Origin of the sequence: Gordonia sp. i37 (assembly GCF_002043085.1) — a bacterium.
Classification (GTDB): Bacteria; Actinomycetota; Actinomycetes; order Mycobacteriales; family Mycobacteriaceae; genus Gordonia; species Gordonia polyisoprenivorans.
Genome location: NZ_MVPX01000090.1, coordinates 1 through 14,743 on the forward strand (window position 1 = coordinate 1; position 14,743 = coordinate 14,743).

At 66.8% G+C, this 14,743-nt stretch carries 18 protein-coding genes and 3 tRNA genes; 11 read left to right on the forward strand and 10 right to left on the reverse strand.

The window, feature by feature from the left end; translation table 11 throughout:
* From B1964_RS03840 to B1964_RS03850, 3 genes are all read right to left on the reverse strand, one after another.
* The coding region (locus tag B1964_RS03840; RefSeq protein WP_079928916.1) for an iron-containing redox enzyme family protein at positions 1–713 on the reverse strand (713 nt) is incomplete at its 3' end.
* Positions 714–750: 37 nt separating this feature from the next.
* The gene (locus B1964_RS03845) at positions 751–936 is read right to left on the reverse strand and encodes a hypothetical protein (protein WP_079928917.1); all 186 of its coding nucleotides are present in this window, start codon (positions 934–936) and stop codon (positions 751–753) included.
* Between the two features lie 126 nt (positions 937–1,062).
* Positions 1,063–2,076: a hypothetical protein gene (locus B1964_RS03850; RefSeq protein ID WP_006370786.1), complete on the reverse strand. Its 1,014-nt coding sequence runs from the start codon at positions 2,074–2,076 to the stop codon at positions 1,063–1,065.
* A gap of 202 nt (positions 2,077–2,278) precedes the next feature.
* Here B1964_RS03850 and B1964_RS03855 point away from each other — a divergent pair, with 202 nt between their 5' ends.
* On the forward strand, positions 2,279–2,974 hold the full coding sequence (locus tag B1964_RS03855) for a demethylmenaquinone methyltransferase (RefSeq protein WP_079928918.1): 696 nt from the start codon (positions 2,279–2,281) through the stop codon (positions 2,972–2,974).
* 250 nt (positions 2,975–3,224) lie between these two features.
* Here the strand turns inward: B1964_RS03855 and B1964_RS03860 are convergent, their stop codons facing one another.
* From B1964_RS03860 to B1964_RS03875, 4 genes are all read right to left on the reverse strand, one after another.
* Positions 3,225–3,863: a DUF3558 family protein gene (locus B1964_RS03860; protein WP_079928919.1), complete on the reverse strand. Its 639-nt coding sequence runs from the start codon at positions 3,861–3,863 to the stop codon at positions 3,225–3,227.
* Positions 3,856–4,263, reverse strand: a complete 408-nt coding sequence (locus tag B1964_RS03865) for a hypothetical protein (RefSeq protein WP_079928920.1) — start codon at positions 4,261–4,263, stop codon at positions 3,856–3,858. Before B1964_RS03865 ends, B1964_RS03860 begins: the two co-directional genes overlap by 8 nt.
* Before the next feature lie 100 nt (positions 4,264–4,363).
* Entirely contained in the window at positions 4,364–5,299 is a 936-nt protein-coding gene (locus B1964_RS03870) for an oxygenase MpaB family protein (RefSeq protein ID WP_079928921.1), read from the reverse strand.
* Positions 5,300–5,422: 123 nt separating this feature from the next.
* Positions 5,423–6,676, reverse strand: a complete 1,254-nt coding sequence (locus B1964_RS03875; protein WP_253193875.1) for a geranylgeranyl reductase family protein — start codon at positions 6,674–6,676, stop codon at positions 5,423–5,425.
* A 166-nt stretch (positions 6,677–6,842) separates the two neighbouring features.
* Here B1964_RS03875 and B1964_RS03880 point away from each other — a divergent pair, with 166 nt between their 5' ends.
* Positions 6,843–7,859 (forward strand): polyprenyl synthetase family protein, encoded by a 1,017-nt coding sequence (locus tag B1964_RS03880; protein ID WP_079928923.1) that lies wholly within the window; start codon positions 6,843–6,845, stop codon positions 7,857–7,859.
* Positions 7,860–7,992: 133 nt separating this feature from the next.
* Positions 7,993–8,844 (forward strand): zinc metalloprotease HtpX, encoded by an 852-nt coding sequence (gene htpX / locus B1964_RS03885; protein WP_079928924.1) that lies wholly within the window; start codon positions 7,993–7,995, stop codon positions 8,842–8,844.
* A 22-nt stretch (positions 8,845–8,866) separates the two neighbouring features.
* Here htpX and B1964_RS03890 read toward each other — a convergent pair whose 3' ends face one another.
* The gene (locus tag B1964_RS03890) at positions 8,867–9,358 is read right to left on the reverse strand and encodes a YajQ family cyclic di-GMP-binding protein (protein WP_006370796.1); all 492 of its coding nucleotides are present in this window, start codon (positions 9,356–9,358) and stop codon (positions 8,867–8,869) included.
* Here B1964_RS03890 and B1964_RS30340 point away from each other — a divergent pair.
* The 6 genes from B1964_RS30340 to B1964_RS03915 all read left to right on the forward strand — a co-directional run bounded on the left by B1964_RS30340 (position 9,357) and on the right by B1964_RS03915 (position 11,521).
* On the forward strand, positions 9,357–9,521 hold the full coding sequence (locus tag B1964_RS30340; RefSeq protein WP_172398745.1) for a hypothetical protein: 165 nt from the start codon (positions 9,357–9,359) through the stop codon (positions 9,519–9,521). The two genes, B1964_RS03890 and B1964_RS30340, sit on opposite strands and share 2 nt — an antisense overlap.
* 68 nt (positions 9,522–9,589) lie before the next feature.
* Positions 9,590–9,670: transfer RNA gene (locus B1964_RS03895), tRNA-Tyr, on the forward strand.
* A 136-nt stretch (positions 9,671–9,806) separates the two neighbouring features.
* Positions 9,807–9,879, forward strand: a tRNA-Thr gene (locus tag B1964_RS03900).
* Positions 9,880–9,920: 41 nt separating this feature from the next.
* Positions 9,921–9,994, forward strand: a tRNA-Met gene (locus B1964_RS03905).
* 84 nt (positions 9,995–10,078) lie between these two features.
* Entirely contained in the window at positions 10,079–10,246 is a 168-nt protein-coding gene (rpmG, locus tag B1964_RS03910; RefSeq protein WP_003929651.1) for a 50S ribosomal protein L33, read from the forward strand.
* A 174-nt stretch (positions 10,247–10,420) separates the two neighbouring features.
* Positions 10,421–11,521 (forward strand): fused (3R)-hydroxyacyl-ACP dehydratase subunits HadA/HadB, encoded by a 1,101-nt coding sequence (locus tag B1964_RS03915; protein ID WP_014359134.1) that lies wholly within the window; start codon positions 10,421–10,423, stop codon positions 11,519–11,521.
* 27 nt (positions 11,522–11,548) lie between these two features.
* Here B1964_RS03915 and B1964_RS03920 read toward each other — a convergent pair whose 3' ends face one another.
* Positions 11,549–12,160: a TetR/AcrR family transcriptional regulator gene (locus tag B1964_RS03920; RefSeq protein WP_079928925.1), complete on the reverse strand. Its 612-nt coding sequence runs from the start codon at positions 12,158–12,160 to the stop codon at positions 11,549–11,551.
* A 125-nt stretch (positions 12,161–12,285) separates the two neighbouring features.
* On the opposite strand from B1964_RS03920, the gene B1964_RS03925 reads away from it, so the two are divergent.
* A complete protein-coding gene (locus B1964_RS03925) occupies positions 12,286–13,425 on the forward strand; it encodes a hypothetical protein (RefSeq protein WP_079928926.1) in 1,140 nt (379 codons plus the stop codon).
* Here B1964_RS03925 and B1964_RS03930 read toward each other — a convergent pair.
* The gene (locus tag B1964_RS03930; protein ID WP_079928927.1) at positions 13,359–14,381 is read right to left on the reverse strand and encodes a DMT family transporter; all 1,023 of its coding nucleotides are present in this window, start codon (positions 14,379–14,381) and stop codon (positions 13,359–13,361) included. The two genes, B1964_RS03925 and B1964_RS03930, sit on opposite strands and share 67 nt — an antisense overlap.
* Here B1964_RS03930 and B1964_RS03935 point away from each other — a divergent pair.
* A partial coding sequence (locus B1964_RS03935; RefSeq protein WP_139765619.1) for a GntR family transcriptional regulator occupies positions 14,380–14,743 on the forward strand: 364 nt, incomplete at its 3' end. The genes B1964_RS03930 and B1964_RS03935 overlap by 2 nt on opposite strands.

Genomic DNA, 14,743 nt, shown 5'->3' on the forward strand with positions numbered 1-14,743 from the left:
GCGGCCAGGTGCCCGACGGTCGCGCCGCGCAGAGATCGATGTAAACCGAAGCAGGACATCAGATTCACCGGGGCGAGCGCCCATGCCGGAGCGCGGTCGAGGTAGGCCAGGTAGGCGGGGTCGAGGTCGGCGGCCGCCAGGAGATCGGCGAACAGCTCTTGATGGACGGATTCGCCGCGGCCACCACCGAATTCGTCGAATTCCACCGCGACGAACGCCGCCTTGGCGGTGCGCCGCAGTCGTGGGATGGCCCAGGCGTGTGGATCGGCCTCTTTGAGGTGATACAGCGACCGCAGAGCGAACAGGTCGCGGTACTGCTGCCAGGTTCCGTTGTCGCGCAACCGGAACGAGAGGCCGACGCCATGGACGGGCTCGACGCTCAACTCGTCCATCAACGCTTCGGCTGTCGTCGGCGCGGTATCGAGGCCGGCGCGCACCGCGTCGAGGAAGAGTCGTTCGAGTGCGGTGCGCAGGGCGATGATGCCGGGATCCCACTCCCGATCGCCGACGACGTCGGTGAAGCCCGCGTAGTGCAACTCGTAGGCGACGTAGAGGGCGAGCTGGACGTCGTCGCCGAACGGGTCGTCGCCGGGGGTCGGGTCGGTGGCGACGTCGGTGCCGTCACGCAGCGCGGTGATGAGACGCTCCGAGAGGCAGCCGCGGGGTGCGGGCAGCGCGCGGCTGACCGCCGCGGTGGGGGTGCGCAGATACATGCTTCCGGTGTACCCGTTCGGTGAGCTGGGTAAACCGCTAATCGGCGGACTCGGCGTCGCGGGCAGCCCGTGACTCGTCGGTGTGGTTGCCGTCGGTGTGGTCGTCACCGACGAGTTCGGGCGTCACCTCGCGGGTGGCCATGCCGCCGGACCCGTCGTTGTCGGTGGGGCCCGGATGCAGCTTGTCGTCGTCGGTGGTGGGGTTCTCGTCTCGTTCGGCCATGGTTCTCTCCTGTCGTTGGAGGTCGTGTTCCCGCGTGAGGCGTCGCCGAAACCTGTTGCGGAGAGACGCACGCCGTCCGCCCCCGGGGTGGTGGGGCGAACGGCGCTGTGGTGCCGGCGGCGAGGGTTACTCGACGCCGACCACATCCTTGGCGATCTCGGCGATGCGCGCCTCGGCGGCGTTGACGACGCGCTGCCGGTTCTTGTGGGCTTCCTCGAAGTGCAACGTCACGCGGATGTCGGCGGGCTCGTCGAGCTCCTTGATTGCGGCGACGGCGTCGGTGATGTTGAGGTCGGCGTAGTCGGGGATGGGCAGGTCGTCGGGGTCGACTGTGCCTGTCGCCTCGCGGACCGAGGCCACGGTGTCGGCGACGCCGGTGGCGCCGTTGATCCGGGCGTTGTCCTCGATGGCCTCGAGTGCGGCGTCACGGGCGGCGGTCGCTGTGCGCAGGGTCGCCGTTCCCGCCTCGACGAGGCTCTGCCCGGCCTGTTCTGCGGCTTCGGTGGCGTCGTCGACGGTGTTGCCGATGCGGCTGCGAAGACCGGAGAAGGCGTCGGGGACCTGGCGGATCGCGTGTGCGACGCGATCGGCGCTACGCGATGCGGCGATCGCCGGCAGGGTCACCGCACGGGCGGCGAGGCCGCTGACCCATTGGCTGGGACTGCGGCGCAGTGCGGCCGGCCCGCCGAGGGCTTCTTCGGCCAGCACCGTGCTGATCCAGTCGACGGTCTCGGTGTGGGCGTCGATGAGTCGTTCGGCGAGCGCGAGGAGGTCGGCGTCGTCGGCGCCGGTGGCCAGAGCCTTGAGATATGTTGCGCGGCCAAGCAATTGTTGCTCCAGGGCGAGATCACCGAGGAGTGCCTCATCGAGCGGTTGGGCTTGCTCGGCGAGGGTCTTGACCGATGCGGCGACGCGGCCGAGGGCCGGACGAAGGACATCGGCGAAGCCGTCGCGCTCGCGCAGCGCCTTCTCGATGGCTGCAGCACGGTCGCGGCCCTTGCGCGCATTGCCGGCCAGTTCGGCACGCACCGCGTCGGTACGGGCCTGCGCCTGCCGGGTCTCGGCGATCTGGATCTCGGTGTGGGTGAGCGCGAGGATCGCGCGCAGTTGCTGATGGATGGTGGTGGTGGAGACGGTCATGTTCCCTCCAGATGTTGGGGACGAGCTCTCGTGTCCACGGTGTTCCCCGGTTGGTGAGGAAGAAACCCCGTCGTGGCGAACGGTCGGTGAATGTGCCGCGATGACCGGGTGCCACCTGCGGTTTTGCCGAGATGTGAGTTGGGCCACCAGCGTCGCCGGGCGCTCGGTGGGGCGGCGGTGACGTGCAGGTAGCGTTATCGCCATGGCTACCCCCGATCGTGCGAGTCTGGACAAGGACCCGGCCGAGGTCGCGGCGATGTTCGACGGCGTCGCCAAGCGCTACGACATCACCAACACCGTGCTGTCGTTCGCGCAGGATCGGCGGTGGCGTAAGGCGACCCGCAAGGCACTCGCGCTCACTCGCAACGACGTGGTGCTCGACCTGGCCGCCGGCACCGCCGTCTCCACCGTCGAGTTGGCGACGTCGGGGGCCACGTGCGTTGCCGCCGACTTCTCCCTCGGAATGCTCAAGGCCGGCGCCGAGCGGAACGTACCGAAGGTCGCGGCAGACGCCATGGCTCTGCCCTTCGCTGACGGATCATTCGACGCGGCGACCATCTCGTTCGGTCTGCGCAACGTCCACGATGTGCCGACCGCCCTGGCCGAGCTGCATCGGGTGCTCAAACCCGGTGGCCGCCTGGTCATTTGCGAATTCTCCACACCGACATTGCGGCCATTCCGCACCGTCTACATGGAGTACCTGATGAAAGCGCTGCCCGCGGTGGCGACCAAGGTGTCGAGCAACCCTGCCGCGTACGTGTATCTCGCCGAATCGATTCGAGCCTGGCCCGACCAATTCGGCCTCGGCGACCTCATTCGCGACGCCGGGTTCACCGACGTCCGCTGGCAGAACCTCACCGGCGGCATCGCGGCAATACACTCCGGTATTCGCGTCTGACTCGTCACCTGGGCGGGCACGGATGGCGATTGCCCGGTGGTCGAGGTGACTGCCGGCTCGGATCGATTACTCCGGTGGTCGAGGTGACCACCAGACCGGTGGTCGAGGTGCCTGCCAGATCGGTGGTCGAGGTGCCGAGGAGCGATGAGCGGCGACATCGCATCGGTTTCGACGTGGTCCGCCAGATCGGTGGTCGAGGTGCCGAGGAGCGATAGCGACGAGCCTCGAGACCGCCCGCTTTGGTGCTGGGTCAGGGTGGCATCTTGTCGATTGTCGCTTTGGTGAAGGCGATGGCTTTGGCGCACGTTTCCGATGGCGGAGCGCCCAACATCGAAACCGAAGTCGTCACAATTGCGGCGCCCGACTGAACGCTAGATATACAACTTGCTTGCCCGTTTCGGGTTCCAACTGCAGTCGTCCGGCCATTGATGGTGAGGTCGTCCATCCAGCTTATAATGGAAGAATTCTTCTTCTTGAACTCGAACAAGTCAGGGCCATTACTGACGTTCTGTCCGACGATGAATGTTGGTGATCCTTGGAGTCTCCACTGACAACCGCGAACGGTCTGGTAATTTGCGACAGCGGCATCTTCAACCGACTGAGGATCAATTCCGAGTGCTGAGATCTGAGCAACGCTCAGGGCAGTGCACGGTTCGTAGTTTGACCCGTCGTTGCGGTCACTCCATCTGTCTTTGAAGGTCGTGAGGAACGGAAGATGACGGCCCTGCGCATCAGTTTGCCGAATCATGCTGCTTGTGATTGAAGTGCTTTCCTTTCCGAGTTCGCTGGGACCCGATTCGGAGGTCTGTGGTTCGGAACATGCGGCACACGCGGCGGCAAAGGCGCAGGCGCCAAAGTAAAAGGACCATTTCTTGTGTTTATTACGCATTGAAAGGAAAGGAGTTTTCGTTGTCAGTTTCTTGGAGTTCGGTGCTGGCTTGATCGCACTTTAGTGCAAGATTGTCGAGGGCTGCTCGATTTCTTTCGATATCGGCCGCAAGGTCCGCTGCGAACTTCTTTACCCGATCGTAAAAATCAATACCCTCTTTTGGGCGGAGTCCGTAGTGATTCTGTGGTGCGACATTATCTAAAATGGACTGTGCCCCCGCCAACTCCGCCGCCAAATTCCGCGCCACCCCGGCCCGTCGCTTCCACTCGGCGTCGATGACCTGCACGACTCCGCCGTCGCCGAGTTCGGGATTGCCGCGCGGAACGGAAGTGTCGGGTGGGGAGGTGGACTCACCGCCGAGTGGCACACGTGTGCCCGGTTGTACGAAATACTCCGTCATCCCTCCCCCTTCTGGCCCCGGCCAGATCTACGGCGTGAAAGGCATTGTAGCCAGGATCGTCGGGTTTGGGAGGATTGGCGTCAAGGTTGTGGATGAAGGGTCAGCCGGCGTGGCGGACGGGACATCCAGGGGCGAAGGTGCCCAGCTCATCGACCTCATAGCCGCGCGGATAGCAGCGGATCTGCGGCATGTCCCGGCCGTATTGGGGGACGGTACGTGGGCCGGCGAAGAACCGGATGGCCAGACCGCGGGCCTTCAGGCCGTTGCGGGCGACGACACGCTCGACGGCGGTGGGCTTGGGGTAGCCGAAGGCGTCGAGCAAGCGGTCGTCCATGAGGGCGAACGACAGGCGCCGGACGAGCCACGCCGGGAGAAGGCGGAACGGCATGAAGGTGGTGAGCAGATCCAGGGTGGCGTCGGCGACCTTGCGTGATCCGGGGGAGTAGGCGAAATGTTCGCGCTCGTAGTCTTCGAGGAAGTGCTCGAAGTCCTCGTACGTGCCGGGAATGTCTTTGAGCGCCATGTGTTTGCCGAGTTTGCGGTAGTACTCGGTGAGACCGTCGATCTCGTTGCGGCCCAGCGGGCGCCACTCGTAGTCGGCCACCCAGCGGACCGGACACACCACGAACGTGGCCAGTACGTAGAGCATGTCGTCGTTGGAGATGTCGTACATCGCGTGCATCTGGTTGATCCGCCGGACCGAATTGCGGGCGCGTGGATCGACGAAGCCGTGTTCGACGGGAGCGTCGAGGAGCAGCACGGTGTCGTCGTAACGCTTCTGGGTGCGTTCGGTGAATTCTCCGGTCTCATACAGCAACTCGCCGATCGACGGTACGGCGTACGTGCGGAAGAGGGCGAAGCTCAGCGCCATCGTGATGCCCCACGGGTATTCCAGGGTGCCGAGGCTGCGTGCGTACCGTTCGGGATCGGCCGCAGGGTCGACACGGGCAAGGTCGTCACGCAGCCGGTAGCGCTCCGCGCGGCGGGTACTGATGCGATGTGAGACCGACGAGGCGACGGACGAAACGGACGGCATGACGCTCCTGAGGTGGCCGTTATATCAGATATTTGAAACATACCATCGGTTTTGTCCCAATCAAATCTGGACGAGCGGCACGCAGAGCGCCGTCGGCAACAAGCAGGGCGCTGGCGCGAAGCGTCAGCTGAACGGCGGCCGTTCGTCGATGCGGGTCGACAGATGGCCGACGCCGCGCCAGGCGCGGGCGACGAGGTCGGCGTCGTCGGGGGTGATGAGATTGCCCATCACCCGGACCACCAGAGACATCAGCCGGGCCGACCGGATTCCGGGGCGGCCGAGGGCGGGGACGGTCTGCGGCATCGTCAACAGGCCGGCGAGCCGACGGGCAGCGGAGAAGGCCAGCCCGTAATGGTCGACGAGCAGGGCGCGCCAGGCGTGCGTGTGGTCGTCGCCGGACAGGAGGTCAACCGCCAGCCGGGCGGTCTCCAGTGCGTAGTCGATGCCCTCCCCGTTGAGGGGATTCACGCACGCCGCGGCGTCGCCGATGAGCATCCAGTTACGGCCGGCGACATTGCTGACCGCACCGCCCATCGGCAGCAGCGCCGAGGCGATGCGCACAGGCTCGCCGGTGATCTGCCACTCGTCGGCGACCATGTGCGAGTAGTGCTCGAGGATCGGCCGAAGTGCCATGTGTGCCGGTCGTTTTGATGTGGCCAGAGCACCGACGCCGACGTTGAGCAACCCCTCGCCGAGTGGGAACACCCAACCGTATCCGGGCAGCAGTTCACCGTCGGGTCCGCGGAGTTCGAGGTGCGATCCCATCACGGTGGCGTCGGCGCGCGGGGACGGGACATAGGCGCGCGCGGCCACGCCGTACGCGGTGTCGCGGTGCCACTGTCGGCCGAGGATCTTGCCGAGGCCCGAGCGCACCCCGTCGGCGACGATGACCTGCCCGACGCGGATCGTCCGCCGACCATCGGCGGTGTCGGCGACCACTGCGCTGATGCGGTCCCCGGCGCGCTCGACGTCGACGGCTTTGGCGCCCGACACCATTCGTGCTCCACGCTCGAGGGCGAATTCGCGGATCGCGTCGTCGAGTTCGAGGCGCGCGACGGCGCTGCCGTAGCCGGGGAACCGGCCCGACGGCCACGGAACGAACACGCTGCGGCCCCAGCCGTTGAGCTGCAGACCGTCCAGACGCGGCCGTGTGTCGAGGAGATGTCCCAGACCGAGGCGATCGAGTTCGGCGACGGCGCGCGGGGTGAGCCCGTCGCCACAGGTCTTGTCACGCGGGAACACCGCCGCATCGACGAGAACCACCTGGTGACCGGCCGATGCGGCGTAGGCGGCGGCCGCCGACCCGGCCGGCCCGGCGCCGACGACCAGGACGTCGGCGGCGTCGGGGACCTCGACGGGGGGCACTTGGCTGCTCACCCGACCAGTATGTCGGCGCACCGTCGGGCGATGCTGCTCGGGCAGCGTCGGTGCCAGACGCTAGGCTGCACAGAGGTAGTGCCCTGGGGTATGGCGCCCGATGCGTCACGCCGATGGCCTTGGCCTTCTCGAAACGGACCTTCTCGAAACGGAGCGGCGCAAACACGTGAAGTCGACATTCACCGGAGTAGACCTCGGGACCGATGAGTTCGCGGAGACCGTGCGGTCCTCGCTGGCCCGTGTCGAGGACCTGCTGCTCACGGAGCTGGCTTCGGGCGACGACGTCATGACCGAGGCCGCGACACATCTCGCGCGTGCCGGGGGCAAGCGATTCCGGCCGATGTTCGCGATCCTCGCATCGCAGTTCGGGCGTAACCCCGACGCCGACGAGGTGATCACGTCGGCGACCGTCGTCGAGATGATCCACCTCGCGACGCTCTATCACGACGACGTCATGGACGAGGCGCCGATGCGCCGCGGCGCGCAGAGCGCCAACGCCCGGTGGACCAACAGCATCGCGATCCTCTCCGGCGACTTCCTGTTCGCCCGGGCCTCCCGGCTGGTCTCGACGCTGGGCCCCGACGCCGTGCGCATCATCGCCGAGACCTTCGCCGAACTCGTCACCGGCCAGATGCGTGAGACCGTCGGTGCCACGCAGGGCGCCGACCCGATCGACCACTACCTGAAGGTGGTGTGGGAGAAGACCGGGTCGTTGATCGCGGCCGCGGGCCGATTCGGCGCGATGGCTTCCGGCGCGACCGCCGACGACACCGAGCGGCTCTCCAGGATCGGCGACATCGTCGGCACCGCCTTCCAGGTATCCGACGACATCATCGACATCAGTTCTGTCACAGGCGATTCCGGCAAGACGCCGGGTACCGACCTGCGTGAGGGTGTGCACACCTTGCCGGTGCTGTACGCGCTGCGCGAGGACGACGCGTCGTCGGATCGACTCCGCACACTGCTGCTCGCCGACGACGGATCGGCGCGGCCGCTGACCGACGGCGCCGAGGTCGCGGAGGCGCTCGATCTGCTCAACGCCTCGGGCGGCATGGTGCAGGCCAAGGACAAGCTGGCCGAATTCGCCGAGCAGGCTCGTGCCGAACTCGCCCAGTTGCCGACCGGGCCTGCGCACGGGGCATTGAGCTCGCTGGTCAGCTACACCATCGACCGAACCGGATAGCCGAGCGGTCGGATGGCTCACACCCCGCCCGGAAACCGAAACGGGGTCTGGATCGTTTGAGAAACTACAGGGCGTCCCCCGCCCGGCAGCCTGCCGGAGCGCACACCGACGTCGTGACTCGAACGAGGACCTGATGCATTTCAACGGATTGAAGACCGCCCTCCTGCTCGGCGTGATGTCGGCGATCATCGTCGGCATCGGCGCGATGTTCCGCAGCCCCGTCATCCTGTGGGGGTCGGTCATCCTCGCCGTGGCGGTCAACGCCTACGTCTACTTCAACAGCGCCAAGATGTCGCTCAAGGCAATGCACGCGCAGCCGGTGACCGAGGTCGAGGCGCCGGTGCTCTACCGCATCGTCCGCGAGCTGGCCACCTCGGCGCATCAGCCGATGCCCGCGCTCTACATCAGCCCGACGGAGTCGCCGAATGCGTTTGCCACCGGCCGCAATCCGAAGAACGCGGCGGTGTGCTGCACCGCCGGGATACTGCGGCTGCTCGACGAGCGGGAGTTGCGTGCGGTCCTCGGCCACGAACTGTCGCACGTGTACAACCGCGACATCCTGATCAGTTCGATCGCCGGCGCCATGGCCGCGATCATCAGCGGCCTGGCGAACTTCGCGCTGTTCTTCGGCGGCAACCGCAACAACGCCAACCCGCTGTTGATGCTCCTCGTTGCGTTCGTGGCGCCGATCGCGTCGACCCTGATCAAGCTGGCCGTGTCACGCTCGCGCGAATATCAGGCCGACGCCTCGGGTGCCGAATTGACCAGGGACCCGCTGGCGTTGGCGTCGGCGCTGGCCAAGATCTCCGGCGGCATCCAGGCCGCGCCGCTGCCGCCGCAGCCCGACATCGCCGCGCAGAGTCACGCGATGATCGAGAATCCGTTCCGTGCCACCGACCGGATGGCCAAGCTCTTCTCGACACACCCGCCGACCGAGGAGCGCATCGCCCGACTGCAGGAGATGGCGCGGCGCGGGATCAGCTGAGCCGCCGCCGTCACCCCAGCCGCTACCGGTAGTTGACGAACTGCAGCGCGATCCCGAAGTCCTCGCCCTTGAGCAGCGAGATGACGGCCTGCAGGTCGTCGCGCTTCTTGCTGGAGACGCGCAACTCGTCGCCCTGGATCTGAGCCTTGACGCCCTTGGGCCCCTCGTCGCGGATCTTCTTGGAGATCTTCTTCGCGTGCTCGGAATCGATGCCCTGCACGAGCGTTCCGGTGATCTTGAACTGCTTGCCCGACGCGGCGGGCTCCCCGGCGTCGAATGCCTTGAGGGAGATGTCGCGACGGATCAGCTTCTCCTTGAACACCTCGAGGCCGGCGACGGCACGCTCCTCGGCGTCGGAGGTGATGACGATCGCCTCCTCGCCGGACCACGCGATACCGGTGTTGGTGCCGCGGAAGTCGTAGCGCTGGGACAGTTCCTTGGCGGCCTGGTTGAGGGCGTTGTCGACCTCCTGGCGGTCGACCTTGCTCACGACGTCGAACGATGAATCAGCCATGGGATACAGCCTAGTGGGCGCGCTCACGGGTGAGACGGGCGCTCTCGACGTGTGGGGGAGCGCCATCGGCGAGGAGACGGGCGCGCTCGGCGGTGCGACGAGCGCCGTCGGCGAGGAGGGGACCGCGTTCGGCGGGGCGGCTCTGACCAGCGGGTTTGCGTGAACGGGCGGTAGTCGTTGTATTCTTCACGGCGTTGTTCACGCGGTCGGAAACGGCCGAGAGAATGGCACGGCAGGTTGCCCGAGCGGCCAAAGGGAGCGGACTGTAAATCCGTCGCGCAAGCTACATAGGTTCGAATCCTATACCTGCCACAAACGAGGAAAATCGTCGTTCGCGACGCGCCGTCAAACCGCTGTAACAGGCGATTTGGTGCGCCGCCGAGTCGGTGTGTAATCTCGTTAAGGCTCTCGAGCAGCCCGGACACGCGACCGGGCAGCACGGGTGAACGCCCCCTTAGCTCAGTCGGCAGAGCGTTTCCATGGTAAGGAAAAGGTCGACGGTTCGATTCCGTCAGGGGGCTCGGGAGGACTTGATCGCCCCCGCGGGTGCTCAGGCCGCCAAGGCGGTGTAGCTCAGCTGGTTAGAGCGCACGACTCATAATCGTGAGGTCGAGGGATCGAGCCCCTCCACCGCTACACAACACGCAGCGCCCGCGGCGGCCCGGGACACGGGGGCGCGAGCGCCGAGAACACGCAAACCCCCGTGAAAGAAGGATTACAGTGGCTTCCTCAACTGATGTGCGGCCCAAGATCACCTTGGCCTGCGAGGTCTGCAAGCACCGCAACTACATCACCAAGAAGAACCGTCGCAACGATCCCGATCGCCTCGAGATCAAGAAGTTCTGCCCGAACTGCGGCAAGCATCAGGCGCACAAAGAGTCTCGCTGACGCAGTCGTCGGCGATCGGCGACATACAGACATACCTGCGGACCGCCTCGACGAGGCGGTCCGCAGTGGTATGTGCGCGGCACGGATGAGACCTTCCTCGCGCGTCGCGGCAGCAGCCGTCGGAAGTCATGGATCGACGCCACCGGGACGTGGCACAGGTAAGGAGCGAACCGCATGTCGTCACAGATCAGCGACGCCGAGATCAAGCAGCGGACCTCGGAGCTGAAGGCCGCCGGCGAGAAGCTCACCCCCGAGGAGATCGCCGAGCACACCAAGTCGCTCGTCGGCTTCAACTACACCGTCGACGATTACTACGAGATCGGCCGCGAAGAGGTCCGCAAACACGCCCTGGCCGTGCAGGACCCGCACCCGACGCACTGGGACGAGTCCGCAGCGCGCCGACTCGGCCATGACACCCTGATCGCCGCCCCGACCTACGTGTCGGTGCTCGGCATCGTCGCCCAGCGCAAACTGTTCGAGGACGTCATCACCGGATACGACCTGTGGCAGATCATGCAGACCGACCAGCGGCTGATCTACCACCAGCCGATGAAGGTAGGCGATCAGCTGGTGTGCGACGTGTCGCTCGACTCGTTCCGGCACGTCACCAGCCCGGAGACGATCGATCTGATGGTCACCAAGAACGTCATCTGGAATCAGCGCAACGAGCCGGTGATGACCACCTACACCTCGCTGGCCGCGCGGCCGGGCATGGAGATCGATCCCGAACTCGCCGAGTCGCTCGACCACGTGATGATGAAGGTCGACCGCACCGGCACCGTCGGACGCACCGTCGAACCCGAGCCCGGACGCTACGACCGCCCCGACCCCACCGAGCGTCCGGGAGCCTACGGCGCGGTGGACTTCGATTCGCTGACCGTGGGCCAGGAACTACCCGCCAAGCGTTTTCTGCTGACCCGCGGCAACCTCACCAACTACGCCGGTGTGGCCGGGGATCCCAACCCGATCCACTTCTCCGACCACCTCGTCAAGGCCTCGGGCATGGACGACGTCGTGGCGCACGGCATGCAGACGATGGGCCTCGGCGCGACCTTCATCTCCGAGCACATCGGCGACCCGGCGGCGTTCTGCGAGTACAACGTTCGCTTCACCAGCCCGGTCTACGTGCCCGCCGACGACAGCGCCGCCGTCGACTTCACCGGCAAGATCAAATCCCTCGACCCCGACACGCGCCGCGGCACGATCGCGATCGTCGCCAAACAGGGTGACCGCAAGATCTTCGGGCGCGCACAGGCCGTCATCCAGTTCAACTGAGGGTCGTCTCCCGGGCCCGACCCCGGATCACCCTGCACTGGATCCCTTTGGGCCCGGCGCTTGTGCGCCGGAGGCATGTACGCGAATGAGCGGCACCGCCGCGGTCTCGACGACGTCGTCGATCGCCTCGGCCGACAGTGAGCCCTCCATCAGGAAGCGGTAGCGCACGAGGTCGAACGCCAGCGTGGCGGCCGTCGCGGGCACCGGCCCCGCACCGATCTCCCCACGGTCGCGTGCCCGTCGGATGATCACCCCCGACAGATCCTCGGCCTTGGTGCGCAGCACCGTCATCGCAGCGGGATTGGGCTCCGACGCGGCGCCGGCCATGATGCCGAGCGCGACCTCACGGCCCTGTGCGGCCAGCCGATCGAGCAACTCGTGGATCGTTCCCCGCAGATCGCCGGCCAGGGTGCCGGTGTCGGGGGGCGTGATGTCGGCCAGGCGCGTGTTGGCCAGGGCGGTGATCACCATCTCCAGTTTGGTCGACCACCGTCGATACAGCACCGCCTTGCTCGTCCCCGCGCGACGCGCGACCCCTTCGACGGTGAGGTCGGCGAATCCGACGTCGCGCAGTTCGGTGAGCACCGCGTCGAAGATCGCCGCATCGAGTTCGGCCCCGCGGCGTCGGGTCGCTGCCATCTCCTGCCACCTTCCGACAGTCGGCCGATCAAGCCGGCCGGATAGGAAACGTTGCGTTTCTTGTTGGTTCAGACTAGACATCGCAGGCAATAAGAAACGCCACGTATCTTAAGGGGAATGTGATGATGAAGTCCGACGAAGGCAAGGCCCTCGCGTTGGTGCTGGGGCTGACCGCGGTGGTGTCGATCCTGTTGTTGGCATTCGCGCTCCCCGGGGTGCACTCCAAGCCCAACGACATCCCACTGGCGGTGGTCGCGCCGGCCGCGGCCACCGAGCAGATCTCCCGTGCGCTCGAGGAGCGACAGCCCGGCGGCTTCGAGGTCACCGCCGTCGGCGACGAGGCGCAGGCGCGACGCCAGATCCTCGATCGCCGGGTTGAGGGAGCAGTTGTCGTGCAACGGGATTCGACGCGAGTCCTGGTGACGACCGCGGGCAGTCCGGCAGTGGCCACGCTCATCGAGACCATCGGGCAACAGATGGGCACGCAGATGCACTCGCCGGTCACCCTCGTCGACGTCCGCGGGTTCGGCACCGGCGACCCGAAGGGCGTCGGGCTGGCCGCCGGAGCATTGCCGCTCGCCCTGGGCGGCTGGATCGGTGGTGTGGCACTGATGATGATGATGATGATCCGGCGGCCACGCAACCTCGTGCTGGCGACACTGGGCTTCGCCGTGCTGGCCGGGCTCGCGATCAACCTCCTGCTGCGGTACGTGCTGGGTACTTTCGACACCGCCTTCTGGTATCTGGTGCTGAGTGGAATCCTGGGCATCGCCGCCACCGCGTTCGGGGTGATCGGACTGCGTCGACTGCTCGGCGGAGCAGGTCTCGGGATCGGCGCGATTCTGCTTGTCGTGCTGGGCAATCCGCTGTCCGGGCTGAGTAGCTCGCCGGACCTGTTGCCCTCTCCGTGGGGTGCGATCGGTCAGCTCCTGCCGCCCGGGGCCACCGGAACACTGCTGCGCAACGTCGGATTCTTCAATGGCCACAACATCATTCATCCGATCGTGGTGCTCACGGTGTGGCTGGTGGCTGGGCTGGGTCTCTACGCGATCGCACTGTGGCGTCAGACCGACGTCAGTGAGGACGACGAACTCATCGACGAGGTCATCGGCATCGACGGCGCTGCACACGCCGGCGCTGCACACGACGAACCGGCGTCGGGGGAGGACTCGGCCCCGCACGGGCGGCACGAAATCGGTCACGTCGTCGAGATGTCGGCGCACTCGTCGTCGGCTGGGCACTCGTTTTCGGGGCACTCACGCTGACGCGGGGTCGGCGCAACGCGGGAGCGCACAGTGAAAGCGGCGCAGGCGATCACCGCGCACCCGCCGACGACGAGCGGCACGGTGAGATGCTCGCCGAGAATGACGACGGCCCAGCAGACACTGAGGACCGGCTGCACCAGCTGGATCTGACTGACCGTGGTCATCGGCCCGATCGCGAGACCGCGATACCAGGCGAAGAATCCGAGGAACATGCTGACGCCGGCCAGGTAGGCGAACGCCGACCACTGGCCGGCGCCGGCGTGCGGTGGGTGGGTGACCACGCTGACCGCCGACACCGTCACCATCACCGGCGCCGCGAGAACCAGTGCCCAGCAGATGGTCTGCCACGAACCGAGTTCCCGCGACATCAGCCCGCCCTGCGCATATCCGATCGCTCCGAGCACCACCGCCGCGGCGAGCAGGGCGTCGGCGACCCCCGGTCCGCTGCCGACGGACCCGCCGTGGGCGAGCAGGCTGAACACGACGGTGGCTCCCACCCCGAGGGCCGCGCCGAGCCAGAAACGCGACGACGGTCGCTCGCCGGTCAGCAGCACCGCGACCACCGCTGTCGCCGCGGGCAGTAGGCCGATCACCACCGCGGCATGCCCGGCGGTGGTGCGCTGCATGGCCAGTGAGGTCAGTATCGGGAAGCCGGCCACCACGCCCGCCGACACCGGGACGAGCCGAAACCACTGCCGGCGGGTCGGCAGCGGAGCGTCGAACGCGATCAGTGCCACCGCGGCGAGAGCGGCCGCGACGACGGCCCGCCCGCAGCCCACGAACAGTGGGTCGAGTCCCGCACCGCCGGTGCCCCCGACTGCGATTCTGGTGAACGGGACGGTGAACGAGAAGGCGATCACGCCGACGAGCCCCCAGGCCAGCCCGTGGGCGGTCGTCGGGCCCTGCGCCGATAGCGGACGCGAGAGAGATGCGATAGCGCTACTATTAGTTCTCATGTCCGACGATAGCAGTGAGCAGATCGCGCGTCACCTCCGTTCGCTGACCGCAACCGCGAGCCCGGGATCGAAGCTGCCGTCCACCCGCGACCTCGCGGCGCGGTTCGGCGCCGGACCGGTGACCGTGCAGCGGGCGCTCGCAATGGTGGTGGCCGACGGCCTCGTCGAAACACGGCCCGGCCGTGGCACTTTCGTCCGCGCACGTCCGACGCAACGTCGTGGCGCGGAGGTGGCGTGGCAGACGGCAGCGCTCGGACCCCGACGCGACGGTGCGTCCCCGGTGGGTTCGACCCTGCGGCAGGTGCCGCACGACACGATCGCCATGCATTCGGGCTACCCCGACGAGTCCCTGCTACCCATCC